This is a genomic window from Hydrogenophaga sp., assembly GCF_030373245.1.
In the GTDB taxonomy this organism is placed as follows: domain Bacteria; phylum Pseudomonadota; class Gammaproteobacteria; order Burkholderiales; family Burkholderiaceae_C; genus Hydrogenophaga.
Map to the genome: position 1 here is coordinate 144,232 of NZ_JAUCZF010000004.1, position 21,362 is coordinate 165,593.

A 21,362-nucleotide genomic window follows, 5' to 3' on the forward strand; every position below is an offset into this window, starting at 1 on the left:
GCGCGGGTGACTCGCGATCGATTCCGTTCAACGCCGACACGTCATGCCGTCGCTGATCTTCGTCTATGGCACCCTGAAAGAAGGCTTCCCCAATTTCGCCTACAACCCGGGCAAACGCGTGCCAGGCACCTACCGGACGCGGCATCCGTTTCCGTTTTATGTGGTGCAGCTGCCCGTGGAAGACCGTGCGCCCTGGCTCATGAACAACCCAGGGCAGGGCGTACCCGTGTTGGGACAGGTGTTCGAGGTGGACGACGCCACGTTGCAGGCCATGGATGCCTTCGAAGAGGTGGGTCTGCCGACCGGGTACGCGCGGGTTGAGCTGGAGCTGGAGCCGGCGGGGCATGAGGGCGAGGTGCTGCTCGCCCATGCTTACATGAAGCACGAACACCAGCTGGTGGAGTGTCTGCTCATCGAAGGCCCGTTTGCCGACTACACCGCCGAGCTCGCGGCGGGCTATCGGCTGGAGCTTCCTTAACCCTTTGCGACGGGTTTGACGCCATCCGGCTGGGTGAGTCTGGGCCACGACACAATCACCGCGAGCCCGGCAAGCACCAGCGCTGCCGCCTGCAGCTTCCAGGGTTGCAGCGCTTCGCCCAGCGCCAGGGCGGAGGCGCTCATGCCAAACACCGGCACCAGCAACGCCATGGGTGTGACCTGCGCTGCACTGTGACGAGACAGCAGCCAGTTCCATACGCCGTAGCCAAACAGCGTGTTGCCCACCGCTTGCCAGACCACCGTGGCCCAGACCAGTGGGCTGGTTTGCTGGATCGTGTTCAGCATCACCTCCGGTGCGCCCTCCAGCCACCACGACAGTGCGAACAGCGGTGGCACCGCGAAAGCGCTGCTCCAGACCACGAAGTGCAGCATGTTGACGCGGCCCACCGATTTGGCCACCAGGTTGGCGCAGGCCCAGGCCAAAGCGGCCGCCAGGACGATGAGCACACCGATGCCGGTGACGGCCGCATCGAGGTGGCTGGCGATCACGCCCAGCCCGCCCACGGCCAGCAGCAGGCCAGCCACCTGGTACATACGCAACGATTCCCGCCATATCAGCAGCGCCAGGCCAATGGTGAAGAACACCTGCATCTGGATCACGAGCGAGGCCATGCCAGGTGAGATGCTGCTGCGCATGGCCAGGAACAGCAGCGCGAACTGGCCTACTCCCAGCAGGATGCCAAAGGCGATGAGCCGGCTCCAGGGTACGGCGGGTCGCGGCATGAACAGCATCCACGGCAGGGCCGACAGCGAAAAGCGCAGGGTGGCGAGCAAAAACGGCGGCAACTCGTCCAGGCCCCAGCGGATCACCACGAAGTTGGTGCCCCAGACCAATACCACCGCCAACGCCAGCAGCACATGGGTGAACGGCAACAGGGACTCCAGCAGTGAATGGGCGCCCAGTGTAGGCGCCCTGGCGCCTAACCTACGGCGAGGGAGCTTCTGCCCCTACCCAGAAGGCCTGACAGCACGATCACAGCAAGCAGGCTTTTTGGGGGTGGTGAATCAATCCCATGGATTTTTCCTCACTGCCCCGCGATGGCCTTGGTGAGTGCGAGGGAGTTGGCTCGCATCATGGACACGTAGCTGGCCGCCGGCCCTTTGCTGTCGGTCAGCGCATCGGAGAACAGCTCGCCCGCGGGCTTGACCCCGGTTTCCCGGCCGATCTGCGCGATCAGGCGGGGGTCGGAGATGTTCTCGACGAACAGCGCCTTGATCTGCACTTTCTTGATCTGCCGCACCAGCTGCGCAACGCCTCTGGCCGAGGCCTCGCTCTCGGTGCTCACGCCTTGCGGCGCCAGGAAGGTCACGCCGTATTCCTTGGCGTAGTAGCCAAAAGCATCGTGCGAGGTGATGACCTTGCGCTGCGCCGCGGGAATGACGGCCCACAAGGCCCGGATGTCGGTGTCCAGCGCCTTCAACTCAGCGGCGTAGATGGCTGCATTGCGCTGGTAGCTGTCGCAACCGGCGGCGTCCACAGCGCACAGCCCCTTGGCGATGTTCCCCACATAGGCCATGGCGTTGGGCACGCTTTGCCAGGCGTGCGGGTCGATCTCGCCGTGGTCGTGTCCATGGCCTTTCTTGCTTTGGCTTTTGGAGTCATGTCCGTGCGCCTCCTCGGCTTCGATGGGCTTGATGCCTTCGCTGACCACCACATGGCGGCCCTTGTAGCTGGCGGTGTTGAGCAGGCGGGTCATCCAGCCCTCGAAGCCGAGACCATTGGAGAACACGATCTGCGCTTGGCCGATCAGCCTGGCCTGCGAGGGCTTGGGCTGGAACACATGGGCGTCGCCACCCGGGCCCACCAGAACGTCCACCACCACCCGGTCCCCGCCGACCTTTTGCACCATGTCCCCCAGGATGCTGAAGCTGGCCACGGCCTTGATGGGTGCCTGGCTCTGTGCCTGCAGCCCGGGGCTGAGGGCGGCGAGGGCGAGACCGATGGCAGAAAGAAGGCTGGCGCGGCGGGTGTTCATGGACATGGTGTTTCCTTAGGGTTTCAGGCTTGGAGGTGGGAGGAGGCGGGGCGCTGGTGGCGCAGGGCGCCATGTGGCGCGAGCAGCAGAGAGAGCAGGTAGGCCGCGCCCAGGCTAAGCACGATCATTGGGCTGGTGGGCAGGTCGGCGTGGTACGAGACCAGCAGGCCGATGAGGCAGGCGGCCAGGGCCAGCGCGGTGGCCAGCAGCAGCAGGGGGCCGAGGCGGCGCACCCAGAAGCGCGCGGTGGCGGCGGGCAGCACCATGATGCCCACCGCCATGAGCGTGCCCAGCGCGTGAAACCCGGCCACCAGGTTGATGACCAGCAGACCGAGAAATCCGTAGTGCGCCACGGGGCTCCAGCGGCTGACCTGGCGCAGGAACCCCGGGTCCAGGCACTCCATCACCAGCGGGCGGTAGAGCAGGGCGAGCGAGACCAGCGTGACCGCGCTGATGCCGCCGAGCAGCAGCAGCGCCGCGGCGTCCAGCGCCAGCACGGTGCCGAACAGCACATGCAGCAGGTCCACGCTGTTGCCGCGCACCGAGACGATGAGCACGCCCAGCGCCAGCGACAGCAGGTAGAAGGCGGCGAGGCTGGTGTCTTCGCGCAACACTGTGTTGCGCGAGACCAGCCCGGAACCCACCGCCACCGCCAGACCTGCGAACACGCCGCCGATGGTCATGGCGGTGAGCGACAAGCCCGCCACCAGGTAGCCGATGGCCGCGCCGGGCAGGATGGCATGGGCCATGGCGTCGCCGGTCAGGCTCATGCGGCGCAGCATCAGGAAGACGCCCACGGGAGCTGCGCTCAGCGACAGCGCCACGCAGCCCAGCAGTGCACTGCGCATGAAGCCGAACTCGACCAGCGGGCCGAGCAGCGGGTTGGTCATGAGCCAGGCCAGGAACGGGGACACTGCGGGGTCGCTCACGGCAGCGCCTCTTCCTGGTGAGCGTGGCGGCCGTGCGTGTGCGCATGCGAATGGACGTGAGAATGCGTTTGTGCATCGTCCTGCGGATGCAAGGTCGCCGCGCAAAGCGGGGCGTCGTCGTCAAAAGGCTCTCGCATTTGCTGGGCACGTGCCCAGTTGGCCTCGGTCAGGACCTCGGCGGTCGGACCAAACGCCACCAGCTTGCGCGCCAGCAATAGGGTGTGCGGGAAGTGCGCGCGGACTTGGGCCAGGTCGTGCAGCACCACGATCACGGTCTTGCCCTGCGCCTGCCACTGGTGCAGCAAACCCAGCAGATCTGCGCTGGTGCGGTTGTCCACGGCAGCGAATGGCTCGTCCAGCAATACGACGGGCGCGTCCTGCAGGATCAGACGGGCAAACAGGGCGCGCTGCAGCTGGCCGCCCGAGAGCGTGTCCAGCGGGCGAGCCTCGAATCCGGTGAGGCCCACGGCGGCGAGTGCGGCATCGCAAAGTGCGCGTTGCCGGGGTCCGACGCGGCCCAGTGCACCCAGCTGGTGCCACAAGCCCAGGGTGACCATGCCGCGCACATCGATCGGAAAGCTCGGGTCCAGCCCGCTGTGTTGCGGCAGCCAGGCGATGCGCTGATCAGCGGGTCGCAGCAGCTCGCCACCGATGGGACGCAAGGTGCCTGCCAGTGCCTTGATGAGTGTGGATTTGCCGGCTCCGTTGGGGCCGACCAGTGCCACCAGTGAGCTCGGCAGCAGCGTCACGCTGAGGTGGTGCACGGCGGGGTGACGCTCGTAGCCCAGCGTCAGATCGCGCAGTTCGATCGCTGTGGAGTTGACCTTGGCCTGAGGCGCGGGGGCGTTTTGCATGAACCGACTTGGTTTAAACTGTTGCAACTGAATTGCATTAACAGCGATATTAACGCAACTTGGTTGCGACAAAAGAAGGATGCCCATGTCCACGCGATTGCCCAGGGAACCGGCGGCGGTGCCTGCCGAGCTGCAGGCCCGACTGGAGCGAGCCGGGCTGCGCCGCACGCTGGCCACCCGGGCGGTGCTCGGTCTTTTCCTGAACAACCCGCAAGGCATGCTCAGCCACGCGCAAGCGATGGCTGCCTTGCAGCTCCGAGGCCTGGAGATCAACCGCGTGACGCTGTACCGGCTGCTCGATCGCCTGGCCGCTTGCGGGGTGTTGCAGCGCCAGGCAGACGACGATGTGCGGACCTGGCGCTATAGCCTGGCCGATCTGGAACAAGGGCTGGCGCCGCGCTTCGAATGCGACGCTTGTCACCGCCAGTTCCGCGTGGCTGAAGGCAGTGCTCCGACCCGGGTGGCAGCCACCGACTTGCTGCGCACGCTGGCCCGACTGGGGCATCAGGGGCTGCGCGTCGATGTTGCGATTCACGGCACCTGCGCCGGCTGCCTGCCAGCGCCGGGCGTGTCGAAACACAAGAGGCCGCTGAGGTGATCGAGACGAGCGGTCTCTGCTATCGCTACGGGTCGGCAACCACCTTGCGCTTTGCCGACGTGTCCGTACCTCAGGGCGGCACGTTGCTGCTGCGCGGCGCTTCGGGCAGCGGCAAGTCGACCTGGCTGGCGCTGGCCGCTGGTCTGCTCACGCCCGGTGCAGGCGAGCTGCTTGTGGCGGGTCAGGCGGTGGCGGTGCTCCAGGGCGGGCAGCGCGATCGCTGGCGTGCGCGCTGCATCGGTTTCCTGCCGCAGAAGCTGCTGCTGAGCGAAGCGCTCAGCGTGGCCGATAACCTGGGGCTGGTGTTTTTTGCTGCTGGCCAGCCGGTGGACCGCCTGGCCACCTTGGCGGTGCTGGAGGCGCTGGGTGTCGCTGCGCTGGCCGATCGCAAGCCAGCGCAGCTATCGGTGGGTCAGGCGCAGCGGGTGGCGCTGGCGCGAGCCTTGCTGAACCAGCCTCGGGTGCTGCTCGTCGACGAGCCCACGGCCAGCCTGGACGATGTGGCTTGCGACGCCGCACTGGCCTTGTTGCAGCAAGGTGTGGCCAAGACGGGCGCGACCCTGGTGATTGCAACCCACGATAGCCGCGTCTTGCAAGCCTTGCCTGGGGCACAGACCTTGGCGCTGGGTCAGCCGCAGGCGGAGCCAGTCGCATGAGTGTGCTGGGCCTTTCGTGGCGCTACCTGTGGTCGCGCCCGCTCACCACGCTGCTCAACCTGTTGCTGCTCAGCCTGGGACTGGCTTCGATGGCGTTTGTGCTGATCGCGAAAGACCAGATTGACCGCGCGTTCGAGCGTGACCTGCAGGGCATTGACGCGGTGGTGGGCGCCAAGGGCAGCCCGTTGCAGCTGATCCTGGCCGGTGTGCTGCACATCGATGTGCCGCCGGGCAACATCCCGCTGGTCGAGGTGGACCGGTTGCGGAATCACCCGCAGTTGGCGCAGGTGATTCCGCTGAGCCTGGGCGACAACCTGCAAGGCTTTCGCATCGTCGGAACCACACCGGACTACATCGCCCATTACGGCGCCGGTCTGGCGCAGGGCGCGCTCTGGAGCGCACCGATGCAGGCGGTGCTGGGTGCGCAGGTGGCGCGCAGCCTGAGCTTGGCAACCGGGCAGTCGTTCGAAGGTGCACACGGCTTGGGCATGGGTGGCACGGTGCACGACGAAGCGCTCTACACCGTGAGCGGCGTGCTCGCGCCTTGCGGCTGCGTGCTGGACCGTCTGGTGCTCACCGCCACCGAGTCGGTCTGGCAGGTGCACGACGAAATGCACGGCAGCGCCGACATGGACGATGCCGACCGCGCTGCCCTGACCGCCGAGCGCGAGATCACGATGGCGCTGGTGCGCTACAACACGCCGATGGCGGCGCTGAGTTTTCCCCGTTTCGTGAACGACGGCACCGCGCTGCAGGCCGCAGCGCCCGCGCTGGAGATCACCCGCCTGCTGAGCATGGTGGGAGTGGGTACTCGGGTGCTGAACGGGCTGGGCGCGGTGTTGCTGGGCGTGGCGGCGCTCTCGGTGTTCATTGCGCTGTGGAGCGCGGTGCGAGAGCGACGGACCGATCTGGCCATGCTCCGCATGCTGGGCACGCCGCCCCTGAAGGTGGGTGCGCTGCTGATGGCGGAATCGCTCTGGCTCGCCGCCATGGGCTGTGTGCTGGGCTTGCTGGCTGCGCACGGGCTGGCGGCCGCCATGGGTGCGATGCTGATGGCCGAGCAGTCGCTGGCCATTTCGGGCTGGCAGTGGGTTCCCGCTGAAGCGTGGGTGCCGCTGCTGGCTCTGGGGGTGGCGGTGGTGGCGGCGCTGGTGCCGGCCATCAGTGCTTATCGGGTCGATGTGACCCAGTTGTTGAACTCGAGGTGAATCGAATGAAAAAGTCTTTGATGAGGTTCATGGCCGTTGCCTGTCTGTCAACGGCGGCGCTGGCCCAGCATGCCGAGAAGGAGATCCGGGAAGACATCACCCGCCATCGCGCCATGGCCGCTGCTCACGAGGCCGCAGCGAAGTGTCTGGAGGCGGGCAAGGGCGAAAAAGTGTGTGTGGCGGAACTTCAGGCCGCTTGCAAGGGTCTGGCAATCGGAAAATACTGTGGCATGAAACACCAGCATTGAACGGGTGCGGTGTCGGGCTCCCACCTGGTGGCGCAAGCCACCCATTGAACATGAAGCTGTTTCGTTCATCATCCCTGTTGCTGTCAGCCGCGCTGGCGCTTCCGGCTGCGTCTCAGGTGCTGAGTTCGCCGCTCGGTTCAGCACCTGCGGCCGCACCCGCTCCCACACCAACGCCTGGTGCGTTGCCAGGCAGCGTGCCCAATGGACAGGGCGCGGGCGTGCACAGCCCGCTCAGTCCGTTTGCGCCGCTGCCCAAAAGAAACGACGTGGTGCCCTGGTCGGTGCTGACCGATGTCGAGACGCGCATTGAAAACCGGCTCATCGTGCCGGTGTATTCGCCTGCGGTGCGCAAGCTCAACCAGAAGCAGGTGCGCCTGCAGGGCTTCATGATGCCGCTGGGCCCTGGCGAGATGCAGCGGCATTTTCTGCTCGCTTCGGTGCCGCTGACCTGCTCGTTTTGCACGCCCGGCGGGCCGGAAAGCATGGTTGAGGTGCGCACTCGAGAGCCAGTGAAATACAGCCTGGGTGCGGTGGTCGTACAAGGCAAGCTGCAGGTGCTGCAGAGCGATCCGCAGGGGCTGTATTACCGCATCACCGAGGCTGTGGGTGTGAAGTAGCGGCGCGACCCGGCTGCGCGTGCATAGAATCGCGCCATGTCTTACGTCGCCCAGCCCGCCGCCTTCTGATGGCTCTGTACCACCAAGTCAAGCGCGAGCTGATCGCCGATATCCAGTCGGGCAAGTTCCAGCCCGGCAAGGCTTTGCCCAATGAGACCGAGCTTGCTCAACGCTTCGGCGTGTCCATCGGCACCCTGCGGCGCGCGGTGGACGAGCTGGTGGCCGACCACGTGTTGCTGCGTCAGCAGGGGCGAGGGACCTTTGTTGGCCAGCAGGACAACGACCGCTTCATGTACCAGTTCTTCAAGATCGAGCGGCGGGACGGTACGCGCGAATTTCCCCAGATCTGCTTGCTCGCTTTCGACACCGCTCGTGCCAGCGCCGACGAAGCCCAGGCGCTCGGTCTGCGAGGTTCGGCGCGCGTGCTTCGGATCGAGAACCTGCTGTCGCTGCAGGGTCGCCCGGTGGTGCACGACCGCATCACGCTCGACGGCGCGCTGTTCTCCCGGCTGACCCGCGAGCAGTTTGAGCAGCGCCCAGGCACCATCTACGAGCTCTACCAGAGAGCCTTTGGTGTCACGGTGGTGGGCGCCGACGAGCGCGCACGTGCCGAAGGGGCTGATCCGGCCAGTGCTGCATTGCTGCAGTTGCCGGTGGGTTCACCGGTGTTGCGCGTGGCGCGTGTCGCGCGTACCTTTGACCGGAAGCCGGCCGAGCTGCGCATTTCCATCATCGACACCCGTACCCACGAATTCGTGAGCTCGGCCAGCGCACCACCATGAGGGAATCTCTGCTCGAACTGCGTCGGTTTGCCGAAACGCTGGCGCAGGAAGCCGCCGAGCGCGTGCGCCAGGCGCGGCGTGGTGCAGAGGTGCAGGAGAAGGCAGCGGGCGACTGGTTCAGTGCACTCGACGGCGAGATCGAGCAACACATCCGCCAGCGCATCACGCAGGCCTATCCCGATCACGGCTTCCTGGGCGAAGAGGGCGGCGCGGTGGGCGCGCAAGGACCGAATGATTGCATCTGGGTGGTCGACCCCATCGATGGCAGCATGAACTTCTTGCGCGACTTTCCGCACTACGCGGTGTCGATCGCGCTCGTGCAGAGTGGAGGGCCGCTGGTGGGGTGTGTGGTGGACCCGGTCCGCGGCGAGCTGTTCAGCGCTGCGCGAGGATGGGGGGCGCACTTGAATGGCGAGCCAATGCGGGTGGGTTCGCCGCAGCGCTTGCTTGATGCGGTGGTCGCGACGGTGTTTCCCAAGCCTCATGCGGGTTTCCTGCCCGACTACGTCGACCAGTTGGGCCGCGTGCTCGGCGCGGTGGCGGGCGCACGCCGAAGCGGCAGCATGGCGCTGGACCTGGCCTACCTGGCCGCCGGGCGCGTCGATCTGTTCTGGGAGCGCGGCATGGGTGCCTGGGATGCGGCGGCCGGTGTGCTGCTGATCCGGGAGGCGGGCGGCGAGGTCTTTACGCTGGACGGGCTGCCGTGGATGCAGTCGGCGCAGATTGCTGCCGCCACGCCATCCCTGAGCGGCCCATGGCGCGACCTGCTCGCGCGCTGATTCACACGCTTGCGTTACTTCGGCGCTGCGCCTGTGCTGCCGCGCACCACCAGTTCAAACGGCAGCAGGGACTGTGCTGCGATCGCCTCGCCTGCGATGGCGGAGAGCACGGCGTTGGCGGTGATGTGACCGAGGTCTTGCGTGGGCAGGTGGATGGTGGTCAGGCCAGGATTGATCGCGGCAGACAGCTCGTGGTTGTCGATACCGCAGATGGACAGCTGACGCGGCACCTTGATCCCCATGCGTTGGGCTTCGAGAAGCGCGCCGGTGGCGAGCAGGTCGTTGCCGCAGAAGATGGCGGTGGGCGGCTGGCGTACGGCCATCAGCGCGCGCAGCCCGCTGCGTCCACCGTCAAGGTTGAACACCTGCTCGGTCAAAAGGTTGGGGGACAGCTTGAGACCGGCTTTCTTCAGTGCCTGTCGAACACCCTCGATGCGGCTGCGTGCGCGGTCGTTGTGTGAGGTGAGGCCTGAGATGACACCGATGCGGCGGTGGCCCAGCCCGAGCAGATGCTCGGTGGCCAGCCGCGCAGCAGCTTCGTTGTCAAAACCGATGGATGGCAGGCGCGCGTCGCACGACCAGGTGAGCAGGCTGGGTTTTTCCCAGGCTTGCAGCGCTTTCCAAAGGCCGGGTGCGTGATCGGTGCCCACCAGCACCAGCGCATCCACCCCGCGCTGCTGCAGCACCCGCACGACCTCGAACTCGATCGCTGGATCATAGTCATGGCTGGCTACGAGCAACTGGTAGCCAGCCCGCGCCAGCGTGGTCTGCATGGCTTGCGTGCTGCGCGCGAAGATGGCGTGGTCCAGCGTGGGAATGACGCAGCCCACGGTGTGGGTGCGCCCTGAGGCCAGTGCGCGCGCAGCGGCGTCGGGCTGGTAGTCGAGCTGGCGCACCGCCGACATCACCTGCTCGCGCGTACTGGCGCGCACCACCTCTGGCTTGCTGAGCACGCGCGACACCGTGGCGGTGGACACACTGGCTACCCGAGCCACATCCTCGATGGTGATGCGCTGATTCATGGCGGGCAGCATGCCACAACAGCCTGGAGTTGTGATCCGGAATGCAAGCGCTTGCGGTTTTGGGATTAGGTGTTTTCCCTTGGTTTCATCCTGGCCGGGGTTATCGCGATTGACAAGCCAGGGCGGTGAATGCAAAGTCACTGCAAGCGCTTACATTTGTTGATGAGCGCAATCAAAACGTCTGCCGGCACCCGGACGGGCGAAAGAGACAAAGGAAGCGATGTGGCTTTGAACCAGCGAAACAGCTCCCGCCGAACTGTGGTCGGCCTGACCACGGTGGTGGTGGCGCTGGCGCTGTGGTACCTCGCGACCTCCGTCACCGGATTCATCAACCCGTCGCGCTTCCCCCGCCCAGAAGAGGTGTGGGGTGCTTTCAGCTTCATCCAGGCAGAAGGCTATGGCAACGGCAAGTTGCACCAGCATGTATTCCACAGCCTGCAGCTGGTTGCCATGGGTTTTGCGGTGGCGGTGGGTATTGGTGTTCCGCTGGGTTTGCTGATGGGCTACTCGCGCCGCGCCGAGGCGCTGATCAATCCGGCGTTTCTTTTGCTGCGCCCGATCCCGCCTCTGGCCTGGATCCCGCTGGCCATCGTATGGCTGGGTCTGGATGATGCCTCCAAGATCCTCGTGATCTTCGTGGCCGCCTTTGTGCCTTCGGTGATCAACAGCTACACCGGCGTGCGCAACATCGATACCCCCGTGATGGAAGCGGCGCGAATGCTTGGCGTCAAGGGCTGGCGCATGGTGGCCGAGGTGCTGGTGCCGGGTAGCCTGCCCATGATTTTCACGGGCTTGCGGCTGTCTCTGCAGGCGAGTTGGACCACGCTGGTCGCCGCCGAACTGATCGGCGCTGTCTACGGCCTGGGCAGCATCCTCAACCAGGCGTCGCAAGACATCTATCCCGCCATGATCCTGGTGGCCATGGTGTTTGTGGGCATTTGCGGCGCGGCCACCACCTGGCTGTTGGGTCAACTGGAAAACAGGGCCATGCCCTGGCGCAAAGGACGGGTGGCGGCATGAACGACAAGCTCTCAACCGGAGAATTCTGGCGCCTGACAGCCATCGGCACGGTGGCCTTCTTTGCCTTCTGGTACCTCGCACGTGCGCTGCACTTCGCCCCGCCGCAGTTCCTGCCTATGCCGCACGAGGTGCTGGCCAAGTTGATCGATCTCACCCACAACCCCTTCGCTGGTCATGTGCTGCACGATCACATGCTCGCCAGCTTGCAGCGCTTCGGCATGGGCTTCGGGCTGGCCGCGCTCATCGGTGTGCCGCTGGGCCTAGCCATGGGCTGGTTCCGCCTGCTGGACGACATCGTGACCCCGCTGTTTGACGCCTTGCGCTTCATTGCGCCGGTGGCCTGGGTGCCGTTTGCCGCCCTGTGGTTTGGCACCGGTATCGGCGGCCCCACGCTCATCATCTTCGCCGGTGCCTTCCCGCCCTGCCTGATCAACGCCTACCGCGGCGCGCGCAACGTCGATGTGAGATTTCTGGAGGCTGCCAGCATGCTCGGCGTGGGCAGCTTCAAGACCATCACCGAGGTCCTGTTCCCGGCCGCCGTGCCCTCCATCATTGCCGGGCTTCGCATCGGAGCGGGCCTGGGCTGGATGTCGCTGGTGGGCGCCGAGCTCATTGTGGCCAGCAGCGGCATGGGCAACCTGATCGTGCGCGCGCAAAGCGCGATTGCCACCGACACCGTGATGGCCGGGATGGTCGCCATCGGCATGGTGGGCGTGGTCATCGACGTGTTGCTGCGGCGCGTGGAGCGCCTGCTGCTCAAACACCGCAACGCCTGAGGCGTCTCTTTTCTTTACCGACAACAACTGCCCATGGCCACGATTCAGTTCACCGACGTCACGCGCGTGTTTCAGCGCGACGGCAAGGACTTCCTCACCCTCGACGGCATCAACCTCACGGTGCAGGACGAAGAGTTCGTGGCCATCGTGGGCCCCTCGGGTTGCGGCAAGACCACGTGCATGCGCATGGCTGCGGGCCTGGAGTTTCCGAGCACCGGCACAGTGAAGGTCAACGATGTGGTGGTCACCGAGCCCGGTCCTGACCGGGCGGTGGTATTCCAGGCGTTTGCGCTGTTTCCCTGGAAGTCGGTGCACGAAAACATCGACTTCGGCCTGCGCAGCAAAGGCCTGGGCAAAGATGAGCGTGAAAAGCTCATTGCTCACTACATCGACCTGATGAACCTCAAGGGGTACGAGAGCGCTTACCCGCACCAGCTTTCCGGTGGCATGCAGCAGCGGGTGGCTATCGCGCGAGCCTATGCGCTCAATCCCCAAGTGCTGCTGATGGACGAGCCGTTCGGCGCTCTCGATGCGCAGACCCGCGTGGTGATGCAGGAAGAGCTGGTCAAGCTTGCGCGCAAGAACCCGCGCACCGTGCTCTTCATCACCCACGCTGTGGAAGAGGCGGTCTACCTGGCCGATCGGGTGGTGGTGATGACCAGCCGCCCCGGCAAGATCAAGGAAATTCTTGATGTGAAGTCCGTCCGTGAAGCCGAAGACTGGGACAGCCACAGCAAGATCGAAGACGTGATGGACCTGGAAAGTTTTGTCCATCTGCGTACCCGCATCTGGAAGTCGCTGCGTGAAGAGCACGCCGGCACAGATCATTGAACCCCAACCCGAAGGAGACAGCGATATGAAGAAAAGCACCATGGCCGCCGCCATTGGCCTGAGCCTGTTGTTTGGTTCGGTCGGCGTGGCCCAGGCCCAGGCCCTGACACCGATCAAGATCAGTTACCAGCCGTCGTTGTACTGGGCGCTGCCCTTCCACATCGCCACCGAAAAGGGCTGGTGGAAAGATGTGGGCCTGGCGCCCGAGTTCTCCACCTTCCCGGCCGGTGTGCCGCAAATCGCCGCTTCGGCCGCAGGCTCGTGGGACGTGGGTGGTACCGGCTCGGTGCCTGCCGTGCTCGGCCATGTGCGCTTTGGCATCAAGACCATCGGTGTAACCAACGACGAGTCGGCTGCCAATGGCCTGGTCGGCAGTGCCAAGGCCGCAGCCGATTTCGCCAAAGACCCGGCGGCTGCGCTGCGGGGCAAGACCATCACGCTGACGCAGAACTCCACCGCCGACTTCGCGGTGCAGGCTTGCCTGAAAAAATACGGCCTGAAGAAGGCTGATGTGGTGATGAAGAACATGGGCCAGGCCGAAATCATCTCGGCGCTGTCGTCCAACAATTCCGACTTGGCTGGCATGTGGGCACCCAATACCTACACGGTGGAAGAAAAGGCAGGTGCCAAGATGCTGTGCAGCGGCAAGGACAGCGGCGCCATCGTGCCCGGCGCTCTGATCGCACGCGGTGACTACGCCAAGCAAAACCCGCAGAACGTGGCCAAGTTCCTGGCCGTCTACCTGCGCGCTTGGAGCTGGATGAGCGTGAACCGCCCAGAGGCGATCCGCATGATGAAAGACTTCTACGCCAAGGGCGGCGTGAGCATCAGCGAAGCCGCGATGAACAAGGAGTTCGAGACACGCCCGACGTTCACCTTGGCGCAACAGCTCAAGAACATGGAGCGCACCGGTGGCGCCGCCAACTCCATGATGGACGGCTGGTTCACCGAACTCTCGGGCTTCATGCGCGAGACCGGTGCGGTGCAGCAGGTGCCCAACGTGGCCGACTTCGTGACCGACGAGTACATGAAGCTGGTGCAGGCAGATCCCAAGCTGCGTGAGATGGCCAACTCGACCAAGTAAGCGCCCGGGCCAGACCACTGAGCCGGTCTCTGGGGTCTGGCCCCCCAACCCTCTTTCTGAGCGCCTTGTGCACGCTGCGCCGTGCACGGGGACTCGTTTCGCCTTGATTCGCGCAGCGCCCCCACCCCACCCAGGAGATCGACGTGGCCATCACGTATCTGAAGAAAGCCGACAAGACCCCCGAGACCGAGACGGCCACCGCACAGGCTGTCGTGAACACCATGCTGGCCGAAATCCAGGCGAACGGCGAGGCTGCGGTGCGCAAGTACGCGGCCGACCTCGACAAGTGGAGCGGCGAGATCATTGTTACCCCCGAGCAGATCGCAGCCAATGCGCTCGAAGTACCTGAGCAGGTCAAGGCCGACATTGACTTCGCGATCAAGCAGGTGTTCGACTTCGCACAGGCCCAGCGCCGCTCGCTGTCGGAGTTCCAGGTCGAACTTCACCCAGGAGTCACCGCTGGGCAGCGTGTGCTGCCGGTCAATGTGGCCGGCTGCTACGCCCCGGCAGGTCGCTACGCCCACATCGCCAGCGCCTACATGGGCGTGGCCACCGCCAAGGCGGCCGGTGTGAAAACCATCATTGCCTGCTCCGGCCCGTTTCGTGGCGGGCCCATGCACCCCTATTTGCTCTACGCCTTCAACAAGGCCGGCGCCGATGTGATCATGACGCTGGGCGGCGTGCAGGCCATCGCGACCATGGCCTATGGCTTGTTCACTGGCAAGCCGGCCGACGTGATCGTGGGTCCAGGCAACAAGTTCGTGGCCGAAGCCAAGCGCACCCTGTTTGGCAAGGTCGGCATCGATGTGTTCGCTGGCCCGTCCGAGGTCGGCATCATTGCCGACGAAACGGCGGACCCGGCCATGGTGGCCAGCGATCTGGTGGGCCAGGCAGAACATGGTCACGAGTCGCCAGCCTGGCTGTTCACCACCAGCAAGACGCTGGCCGACGAAGTGATGCGCCAGGTGCCGCTGCTGATCGAGGCGTTGCCACCCACCGCGCGCGACGCCGCCGGTTCAGCCTGGCGAGACTACGGCGAAGTGATGTTGTGCGACACGCGAGAAGAGGTGGTGGAGATCTCCGACCGCTACGCCAGCGAACACCTGGAGGTGCATGCCGCCGATCTCGACTGGTGGCTCAAGACGCTGACCTGCTACGGTTCGTTGTTTCTCGGCGAAGAGACCACCGTGGCCTACGGAGACAAGGCCAGCGGCCCCAACCACGTCTTGCCCACCAAGGGCGCAGCGCGCTACTCGGGTGGCTTGTCGGTGCACAAGTTCCTCAAAACCTTCACCTGGCAGAAGATGACGCGCGAGGCGGCGCGCGACATCGGCCTGGTCACTGCTCGCATCTCGCGCCTGGAGGGTATGGAAGCCCACGCGCGCACTGCAGACGACCGACTCGCAAAGTACTTCCCGGAGCAGTCGTTCGATCTCGGTAAGCCCGTATCGGTATGAGGCCATATAAGGGACCGAGTGAATCGACTGGCCTTCCCAACAACAGATTTGGAAAATTGATCATGACCACACGCAGTACCTTCAGAGGTTTTCTCGCCTTGTGCCTGGCGCTCCCACTCTCTTGGGCGGCGGCGGAAACCTACCCATCCAAGCCGGTCACGATCGTGGTGCCCTTCCCTGCCGGAGGGGCGCTCGACACGGTTGCTCGTGTCATTGCGGACCAGATGCGGACCGACCTTGGCCAGGCGGTGATTGTGGACAACCGCGCAGGTGCAGGCGGAACGGTCGGGAGTTCGTTGGTGGCCAGGGCGGAACCGGATGGTTACACCATCTTGCTCGGGTCTGTTGCGACACACGCCATTGCTGCGGGCCTGTACCAGAAGCTTTCCTACGATCCGATCAACGACTTTGTACCGATCACCCAACTCACCAGCAGTCCGTTGGTCTTGACGGTATCCCCCCAACTGAAGGCCACCAGTGTGGCTGAGCTGATTGCGGCGGCAAAGGCAGCACCGGGGACGATCAACTACGCATCCACTGGCAACGGTACAGCCTTGCACATTGCAGGAGAGGTCTTTCGCGGTGCGACAAAAATTGATGTGGTGCACGTGCCGTACCGAGGTGGTGCTCAGGCTGGGACTGCCATGCTCGCGGGAGAAGTCGGCTACATCATCGCCAATCCGCAGCTGGTCGTGGGGTTCATCAAGGCTGAAAAGTTGCGAGCCCTGGCCGTAACCGGAGCGAATCGCCTCGATGCATTGCCCAATGTGCCAACGCTTAAGGAGGCTGGCGTAGCAGGCGTTGACATCACGACCTGGTTTGGCCTGTGGGCACCGAAGGGCACGCCGGTTGCTGTTGTGGAGCGCCTGAACGCGTCTGCACGCAAGGCGCTCGCTGTTCCCGAGGTCAAGCAAAAGCTCGCGGCGCAGGGTGATATGGCCGTTGGCAGTGCGTCGGCCGACTTCTCAGCTTTTGTGCGCTCTGAACACAAATACTGGGTGTCCTTCGTTCAATCGGCGGGGATCAAGATCGACTGAGCGACTCAGCCCAGCGGTTACAGGAGTACCAATTGTCCCGCCCCAACATTCTCGTGATCCAGGCCGATCAACTGACCGCCAAGGTGCTTCCCATGTACGGCGGCCCAGCTCTGATCACACCACACATGAACAGACTGGCTGAGCAGGGTGTGACGTTCCTGAATGCTTACAGCAACAACCCGGTTTGTGCGCCTTCGCGGGCTGCCATGCTGACGGGACGACTTTCCTCAGAGGTGGGGTGTTACGACAACGCGGCGGATATGCCTTCGTCAACACTGACGCTGGCGCACTACCTGCGTCGCCAGGGCTACCGCACCTGCCTGTCGGGGAAGATGCACTTCGTCGGGGCTGAACAGTTGCACGGTTTCGAGGAGCGGGTGACCACCGACATTTACCCTTCGGACTTCGGTTGGACGGCGGACTGGACCCAGGTCAAGCAACCTTACTCGCCGTCCAGGATGAGTCTTCGTTCCATCGTTGAAGCAGGCTTGTGTGAGCGGAATCTGCAGATCGACTATGACGAGGAAGTGGCGTATCGAGCCGAGCAATGGCTCTTTGACCAGGCCCGCAGCGATGACAAAAGGCCTTTTTTGTTGTGGGCCTCGTTCACCCATCCCCACAACCCCTTCATCACAACCAAGAAGTTCTGGGACCTCTACGATCACGACAAGATCGAGATGCCCACCGTGCCATTCATCCCTATTGCCGATCGGGACCCTTGGTCCAAGCGATATGCTTACACGATCAGGGCCGATGAGCACGATGTCTCGGAAGAGCAAATTCGGGTTGCGCGGCACGCCTACTACGCGATGACTTCCTATTTCGACGCGCAGGTCGGCCGCCTTCTGGAGGTGTTGGATCGCACAGGTTCGGCCGACAACACCTTCGTCTTCGTGGTCTCCGACCATGGTGAAATGCTTGGCGAGCGCGGATCCTGGTTCAAGTTCCAGCCTTTTGAGTGGTCGGTTCGTGTGCCCATGATTGCGGCGGGACCCGGTCTGAAGAGGGGTCTCGTTGAGGAGCGGGGCGTGTCGCTGATGGACCTGTTGCCAACCTTCAACGATCTGGTGTCCGAAGGCAATCCGGTCGCACCGGTTGACCGCCTGAGCGGTACCAGCCTGGCTGGAATGCTTCACGGCACCGACGCATCGCGGGGTGACGACGTGATGATGGAGTTTCTCGGCGAAGGTGTCTATGCGCCCGCATGCATTCTTCGCAAGGACGGGTACAAGTATGTGTACTGTCGCCACGACCCCGCCATGTTGTTTGACCTCAAGGCAGACCCGGATGAGCGCACCAACCTCGCTGGCCAGCCTGTGCATGCGGACGTCGAGTCCCGCATGCACAGCGAAGTGCTCAAGCGCTGGGATTACTCCGGGCTCGAGAAGACCATTCTGGATTCTCAGCAGCGTCGGCTTTTTGCCCAGGAGTCGTTGTTGCAGGGGAGCTGGACTTCTTGGGACTACCAGCCGCCGGCGGATGCCGCACGCAAGTACGTGCGTGGTGCCGTGGATCCCAACACCACGGCCACCAAGGCCAAGAAGCGGTTCCCCTTTGTGGTGGCGTATCCACCCGATCACCCGCGCGACCCCGCGGCGAGTCTCCAGCTGGAGCCGAATGCTGACGGCGGGAAGATGTCACGGTCATGAAGCTCGATACGCTGTTTGGCCTGCACGGCAAGCGGGCGCTGGTCACCGGTGGCAGTTCAGGCCTCGGTGAGGCGATGGCGCGCGCCCTGGGTCTGGCTGGAGCGAGTGTCGTTTTGGTGTCGCGCCGCTCCGCAGAGCTCGAGGCTGCAACTCGACGTCTGGCGGACGAAGGCATCGCTGCGCAATGGATTGCTGCTGACCTTGCCACTCCTGAAGGTGCACAGCAGGGAGCCGCTGATGTTCTCGCGCTCGGTGAAGTGGACATCCTGGTCAACGCCGCTGGAGTGAACCTGCGCGAACCGTTTGCCGAGATCACGCCCGCCAGCTGGATGACCCAGATCCACCTGCACCTGAGCGCCCCGTTCTTTCTCACCCAGGCTCTTGCACCCGGCATGAAGCAGCGCGGCTGGGGCCGCATCATCAACATCGCCAGCCTGCAGAGTTTCCGAGCCTTTCCCAACAGCGCACCGTACGGCGCGGGCAAGGGCGGCATCGTGCAGCTCACGCGCGCCATCGCGGTCGAGTGGGGCCCGCACGGCATCACCTGCAATGCAATCGGACCGGGCTTTTTCCCCACCGCACTCACCGCCCCCGTGTTCGACAACAGCGAGCTGGCTTCCCGGCATGCTGCGCAAACCTGCCTGGGGCGCAATGGTGCTTTGCAGGATGTGAATGGCCTGACCGTCTTCCTGGCCAGCGAGGCATCTGCCTACGTGAGCGGCCAGACCATCATGCTGGACGGCGGCTACACAGCGAAATGAGTCACGCCATGGCTGTGCCCGGTCTCGCTGCCTTCGGGATGCCGCCCACCGCCGCGCTGGTGTCAGCGCGGCGATGATGGCGTCGATCCGACACGCTGGACTGCGCTTCAAGTTTCCGGGTTGGCACCCGAGTGCGTTTGCCGGGGCTGAGTGCATCGCCGATCCGCTTGCCGACACGGACCTGGCGTGTCTGGTCAACGGCAGGCTTGGAAGCCTGCGGTACCGGGACAAAGACTTCGCTCGCTCAACCCTCTGTCTTGAACACATCCAATGGCACACCGTGATCAAACCCAGTTGAACCCAGCCGACACCCATCCGGTGATGCTCGGATCATTGGTTCCCCCCAGCGGTGTGAAGCCGCTGAACTTCAGCCCTGGGCCCACATCGCTTGCAGCCGAGGTCGAGGCCGCCATCAAGGCCTTGTTCGACGCGGAACGCATGTGCTCCATGTACCTCTCGCATCGGTCCCCTGAATTTCTGGACATTCTCGCCAGCGTGGTGCAACGCTGCCGTGCGGCGATGGAGATTCCTGATCAGTACGAGATTCTTTTCATGCACGGCGGTGGGCACGGGCAGTTTGCTGCGGTTCCGCTCAACCTGTGCCCCAACGGCGATGAAAAAGCGACCTACCTCGTCAATGGCACCTGGTCCAAGCGTGCACTCTCCGAGGCATCGAAATACTGCCGCCCCATCGTCGTGTCCTCCGAAAACCCGGATGGCACGTTCACCCACAACCCATCGTTTGCCCAATTGGATCCCGAGTCCAGGTACGTGTATCTGTGCTCCAACGAAACCGTCAACGGAATTGAGATGCACCAGCTTCCCAAGCTGGGCATCAAGGCACCCTTGGTGGTTGACGCGTCGTCGGACTTTTCCACCAAACCCATCGACTGGGTGGGGTGCAACGTCGGCGTTCTGTATGCCTGCGCGTCCAAAAACCTCGGACATCCCGGGGTCACCCTGTGCGTGATTCGCAAGGACTTGTTGGGCACACCCAGCCAACACTGCCCGGGGGTGCTTTGCTACACCACCAATGTCCGTGAGGGCAACTTGTGGAACACCATCGCCACATTCAATGTGGAGGTGATCAACATCTACCTGCAATGGTTGATCGCGCAAGGCGGTGTGCATGAAATGGAGCGCCGGTCGATTGCAAAGTCGGCAATGGTCTACAACCTGATCGGCAGCTCAGAGGGGTTCTATGGCACCCCTATTTCAGATCCATCGATCCGCAGCCGCATGAACGTCCCCTTTGATGTTGCCGGTGGCGACGAGGAAACCACCCGGGACTTCCTGATTCAGGGCTGGGAACGAGGAATCGTCGGCCTCAGAACGCTGACGCCGTTCGGGGTGGGCAAGTACCTGAGGGCCAGTCTGTACAACGGTGTCAGCGTGCATCAGGTGGAGGTACTGGTCTCATTCATGGCAGGGTTCATGAAAGCTGCTCGCGCCAAACAAGTCTGTCGGTAGGAGTGGAGACTGCTCTCAGGTCTCAACCGATGGTGCAAGAGGCGGCGCTGCATCTGCCCATCTTTGCTGGTCGGTGTGATCTTGCTCCGGGAAATTCGCGACGCTATCCTGCAGGGTCCGCCACATCTTACTGAGCCGATGCACGGCTGCACCTGCTCGGGTCATGCCGTGTCTTGTGCAGCCGGGCTGCGGATGCGCGAGATGCTGCAGCAGGACGATCTGATTGCCGGCGCCGGGCTGCTTGCATTGCCGTTTGAAGACGCGATGCACCAGCTTGCGACCTTGCCCGGGTGTTCAGTGTTCGCGATCAATGCCTGGCTGGCTGCATCGAGCTGGCGGTGATCGACGGACAGCCTGGCCGGCATGGTGCTCCTGTGCTGGCTGGCGCGTTCGACCACGGGCTGCACATGCGCGCGCCAGGTGGCGCCCGGTTGCTCGTGCCGCGATCGCCGGATGACATTCGAAACACCGTTGATCGGCTTGCCAGCGCGATCCAGGTCTGCGCTTGTTCACCGGAGTCGGAAGCCTGAAAGCCGGGCCCTCGCGCAATCGTCGGGCCTGTGCCGAGCAGCTTGCCAGGTGATGCACCCAGCGCCATGACTTGAACTCCGCTGATGCGCTCGTGGGCAGCAGGAGCCATCACTGTAGGGGTCTTTCGCCGGTAACCACTGGTTCATTTTTGCTCGCAGACGAGCTGGCTGCGCACTCCCAGTAAATCAGGGAAACCCTGTACAAACATATGAATCATCTAGTTGACTTCCGGTGGGCCTGAGTGTCTAATAAATCATCCCGGCAACTTATGAGGAAGCAAAGATGATTCATTACGTGGTGCATGAAGATGGCGACTCGGTCGGCACGATCGTTGTCGAGGGCGTCAAGAGCGGCGAGACGCTGACCGGTTGGGTGATGGAGCAGGACAAGATGGTGTCGCTGCCGACCATCAGCGAGATACCGATTGGTCACAAGATCGCGCTGCGGGATCTCAACAAGGACGACACCGTGATCAAGTACGGCGTCGATATCGGTCGCGTCGTCGCGCCGATCAAGGCAGGCGAGCACCTGCACGTGCACAACGTCAAAACCAAGCGTTGGTAAATGCCCGCCCAGCGC

24 protein-coding genes are annotated in these 21,362 nt (G+C 63.9%); 19 read left to right on the forward strand and 5 right to left on the reverse strand.

Going from position 1 to position 21,362, the window contains the following annotated elements; translation table 11 throughout:
* Positions 1–43 precede the first annotated feature (43 nt).
* A complete protein-coding gene (locus QUV25_RS10900) occupies positions 44–478 on the forward strand; it encodes a gamma-glutamylcyclotransferase family protein (protein ID WP_300863775.1) in 435 nt (144 codons plus the stop codon).
* Here QUV25_RS10900 and QUV25_RS10905 read toward each other — a convergent pair.
* The 4 genes from QUV25_RS10905 to QUV25_RS10920 form a co-directional block, all read right to left on the reverse strand.
* On the reverse strand, positions 475–1,371 hold the full coding sequence (locus QUV25_RS10905) for an EamA family transporter (RefSeq protein WP_300863778.1): 897 nt from the start codon (positions 1,369–1,371) through the stop codon (positions 475–477). The genes QUV25_RS10900 and QUV25_RS10905 overlap by 4 nt on opposite strands.
* A gap of 152 nt (positions 1,372–1,523) precedes the next feature.
* Positions 1,524–2,480, reverse strand: coding sequence for a zinc ABC transporter substrate-binding protein (locus QUV25_RS10910; protein ID WP_300863780.1), 957 nt, complete (start codon positions 2,478–2,480; stop codon positions 1,524–1,526).
* A gap of 17 nt (positions 2,481–2,497) precedes the next feature.
* On the reverse strand, positions 2,498–3,364 hold the full coding sequence (locus tag QUV25_RS10915; protein ID WP_300864224.1) for a metal ABC transporter permease: 867 nt from the start codon (positions 3,362–3,364) through the stop codon (positions 2,498–2,500).
* Positions 3,365–3,399: 35 nt separating this feature from the next.
* Positions 3,400–4,257 (reverse strand): ABC transporter ATP-binding protein, encoded by an 858-nt coding sequence (locus tag QUV25_RS10920; protein ID WP_300863781.1) that lies wholly within the window; start codon positions 4,255–4,257, stop codon positions 3,400–3,402.
* 85 nt (positions 4,258–4,342) lie between these two features.
* On the opposite strand from QUV25_RS10920, the gene QUV25_RS10925 reads away from it, so the two are divergent.
* The 7 genes from QUV25_RS10925 (at position 4,343) to QUV25_RS10955 (ending at position 9,145) form a co-directional block, all read left to right on the forward strand.
* Positions 4,343–4,855 (forward strand): Fur family transcriptional regulator, encoded by a 513-nt coding sequence (locus QUV25_RS10925; protein ID WP_300863782.1) that lies wholly within the window; start codon positions 4,343–4,345, stop codon positions 4,853–4,855.
* Positions 4,852–5,511 carry an ATP-binding cassette domain-containing protein gene (locus tag QUV25_RS10930; protein WP_300863785.1) on the forward strand — a complete coding sequence of 220 codons (660 nt, stop codon included), beginning with the start codon at positions 4,852–4,854 and terminating at the stop codon, positions 5,509–5,511. The genes QUV25_RS10925 and QUV25_RS10930 overlap by 4 nt, the downstream gene beginning before the upstream one ends.
* Positions 5,508–6,719 (forward strand): FtsX-like permease family protein, encoded by a 1,212-nt coding sequence (locus QUV25_RS10935; protein ID WP_300863787.1) that lies wholly within the window; start codon positions 5,508–5,510, stop codon positions 6,717–6,719. The genes QUV25_RS10930 and QUV25_RS10935 overlap by 4 nt, the downstream gene beginning before the upstream one ends.
* A gap of 5 nt (positions 6,720–6,724) precedes the next feature.
* On the forward strand, positions 6,725–6,967 hold the full coding sequence (locus QUV25_RS10940; RefSeq protein ID WP_300863789.1) for a hypothetical protein: 243 nt from the start codon (positions 6,725–6,727) through the stop codon (positions 6,965–6,967).
* 50 nt (positions 6,968–7,017) lie between these two features.
* Positions 7,018–7,584, forward strand: a complete 567-nt coding sequence (locus QUV25_RS10945) for a DUF3299 domain-containing protein (protein WP_300863791.1) — start codon at positions 7,018–7,020, stop codon at positions 7,582–7,584.
* Positions 7,585–7,652: 68 nt separating this feature from the next.
* A complete protein-coding gene (locus tag QUV25_RS10950; protein ID WP_300863793.1) occupies positions 7,653–8,366 on the forward strand; it encodes a GntR family transcriptional regulator in 714 nt (237 codons plus the stop codon).
* A complete protein-coding gene (locus tag QUV25_RS10955) occupies positions 8,363–9,145 on the forward strand; it encodes an inositol monophosphatase family protein (protein WP_300863795.1) in 783 nt (260 codons plus the stop codon). Before QUV25_RS10950 ends, QUV25_RS10955 begins: the two co-directional genes overlap by 4 nt.
* Positions 9,146–9,159: 14 nt before the next feature.
* On the opposite strand, the gene QUV25_RS10960 is transcribed toward QUV25_RS10955, so the two are convergent.
* Positions 9,160–10,167 (reverse strand): LacI family DNA-binding transcriptional regulator, encoded by a 1,008-nt coding sequence (locus QUV25_RS10960; RefSeq protein WP_300863798.1) that lies wholly within the window; start codon positions 10,165–10,167, stop codon positions 9,160–9,162.
* 222 nt (positions 10,168–10,389) lie between these two features.
* Here QUV25_RS10960 and QUV25_RS10965 point away from each other — a divergent pair, with 222 nt between their 5' ends.
* From QUV25_RS10965 to QUV25_RS11015, 11 genes are all read left to right on the forward strand, one after another.
* Positions 10,390–11,187: an ABC transporter permease gene (locus QUV25_RS10965; RefSeq protein ID WP_366945657.1), complete on the forward strand. Its 798-nt coding sequence runs from the start codon at positions 10,390–10,392 to the stop codon at positions 11,185–11,187.
* Complete coding sequence (locus QUV25_RS10970; protein ID WP_300863800.1) at positions 11,184–11,963, forward strand: ABC transporter permease; 780 nt, start codon at positions 11,184–11,186, stop codon at positions 11,961–11,963. Before QUV25_RS10965 ends, QUV25_RS10970 begins: the two co-directional genes overlap by 4 nt.
* A 33-nt stretch (positions 11,964–11,996) precedes the next feature.
* Complete coding sequence (locus tag QUV25_RS10975) at positions 11,997–12,794, forward strand: ABC transporter ATP-binding protein (RefSeq protein ID WP_300863801.1); 798 nt, start codon at positions 11,997–11,999, stop codon at positions 12,792–12,794.
* 25 nt (positions 12,795–12,819) lie between these two features.
* Positions 12,820–13,878, forward strand: a complete 1,059-nt coding sequence (locus QUV25_RS10980; protein WP_300863803.1) for an ABC transporter substrate-binding protein — start codon at positions 12,820–12,822, stop codon at positions 13,876–13,878.
* Positions 13,879–14,021: 143 nt separating this feature from the next.
* Positions 14,022–15,335: a histidinol dehydrogenase gene (gene hisD, locus QUV25_RS10985; RefSeq protein WP_300863804.1), complete on the forward strand. Its 1,314-nt coding sequence runs from the start codon at positions 14,022–14,024 to the stop codon at positions 15,333–15,335.
* Positions 15,336–15,397: 62 nt separating this feature from the next.
* Positions 15,398–16,372 carry a tripartite tricarboxylate transporter substrate binding protein gene (locus QUV25_RS10990; protein ID WP_300863805.1) on the forward strand — a complete coding sequence of 325 codons (975 nt, stop codon included), beginning with the start codon at positions 15,398–15,400 and terminating at the stop codon, positions 16,370–16,372.
* A gap of 32 nt (positions 16,373–16,404) precedes the next feature.
* A complete protein-coding gene (gene betC, locus QUV25_RS10995; protein WP_300863807.1) occupies positions 16,405–18,021 on the forward strand; it encodes a choline-sulfatase in 1,617 nt (538 codons plus the stop codon).
* Entirely contained in the window at positions 18,018–18,782 is a 765-nt protein-coding gene (locus QUV25_RS11000) for an SDR family oxidoreductase (RefSeq protein WP_300863809.1), read from the forward strand. The genes betC and QUV25_RS11000 overlap by 4 nt, the downstream gene beginning before the upstream one ends.
* A 294-nt stretch (positions 18,783–19,076) precedes the next feature.
* On the forward strand, positions 19,077–20,252 hold the full coding sequence (gene serC, locus QUV25_RS11005) for a 3-phosphoserine/phosphohydroxythreonine transaminase (RefSeq protein WP_300863810.1): 1,176 nt from the start codon (positions 19,077–19,079) through the stop codon (positions 20,250–20,252).
* A 138-nt stretch (positions 20,253–20,390) separates the two neighbouring features.
* The gene (locus tag QUV25_RS11010) at positions 20,391–20,594 is read left to right on the forward strand and encodes a hypothetical protein (protein ID WP_300863811.1); all 204 of its coding nucleotides are present in this window, start codon (positions 20,391–20,393) and stop codon (positions 20,592–20,594) included.
* Between the two features lie 471 nt (positions 20,595–21,065).
* Complete coding sequence (locus QUV25_RS11015; protein ID WP_291011650.1) at positions 21,066–21,347, forward strand: UxaA family hydrolase; 282 nt, start codon at positions 21,066–21,068, stop codon at positions 21,345–21,347.
* Positions 21,348–21,362: the final 15 nt, after the last annotated feature.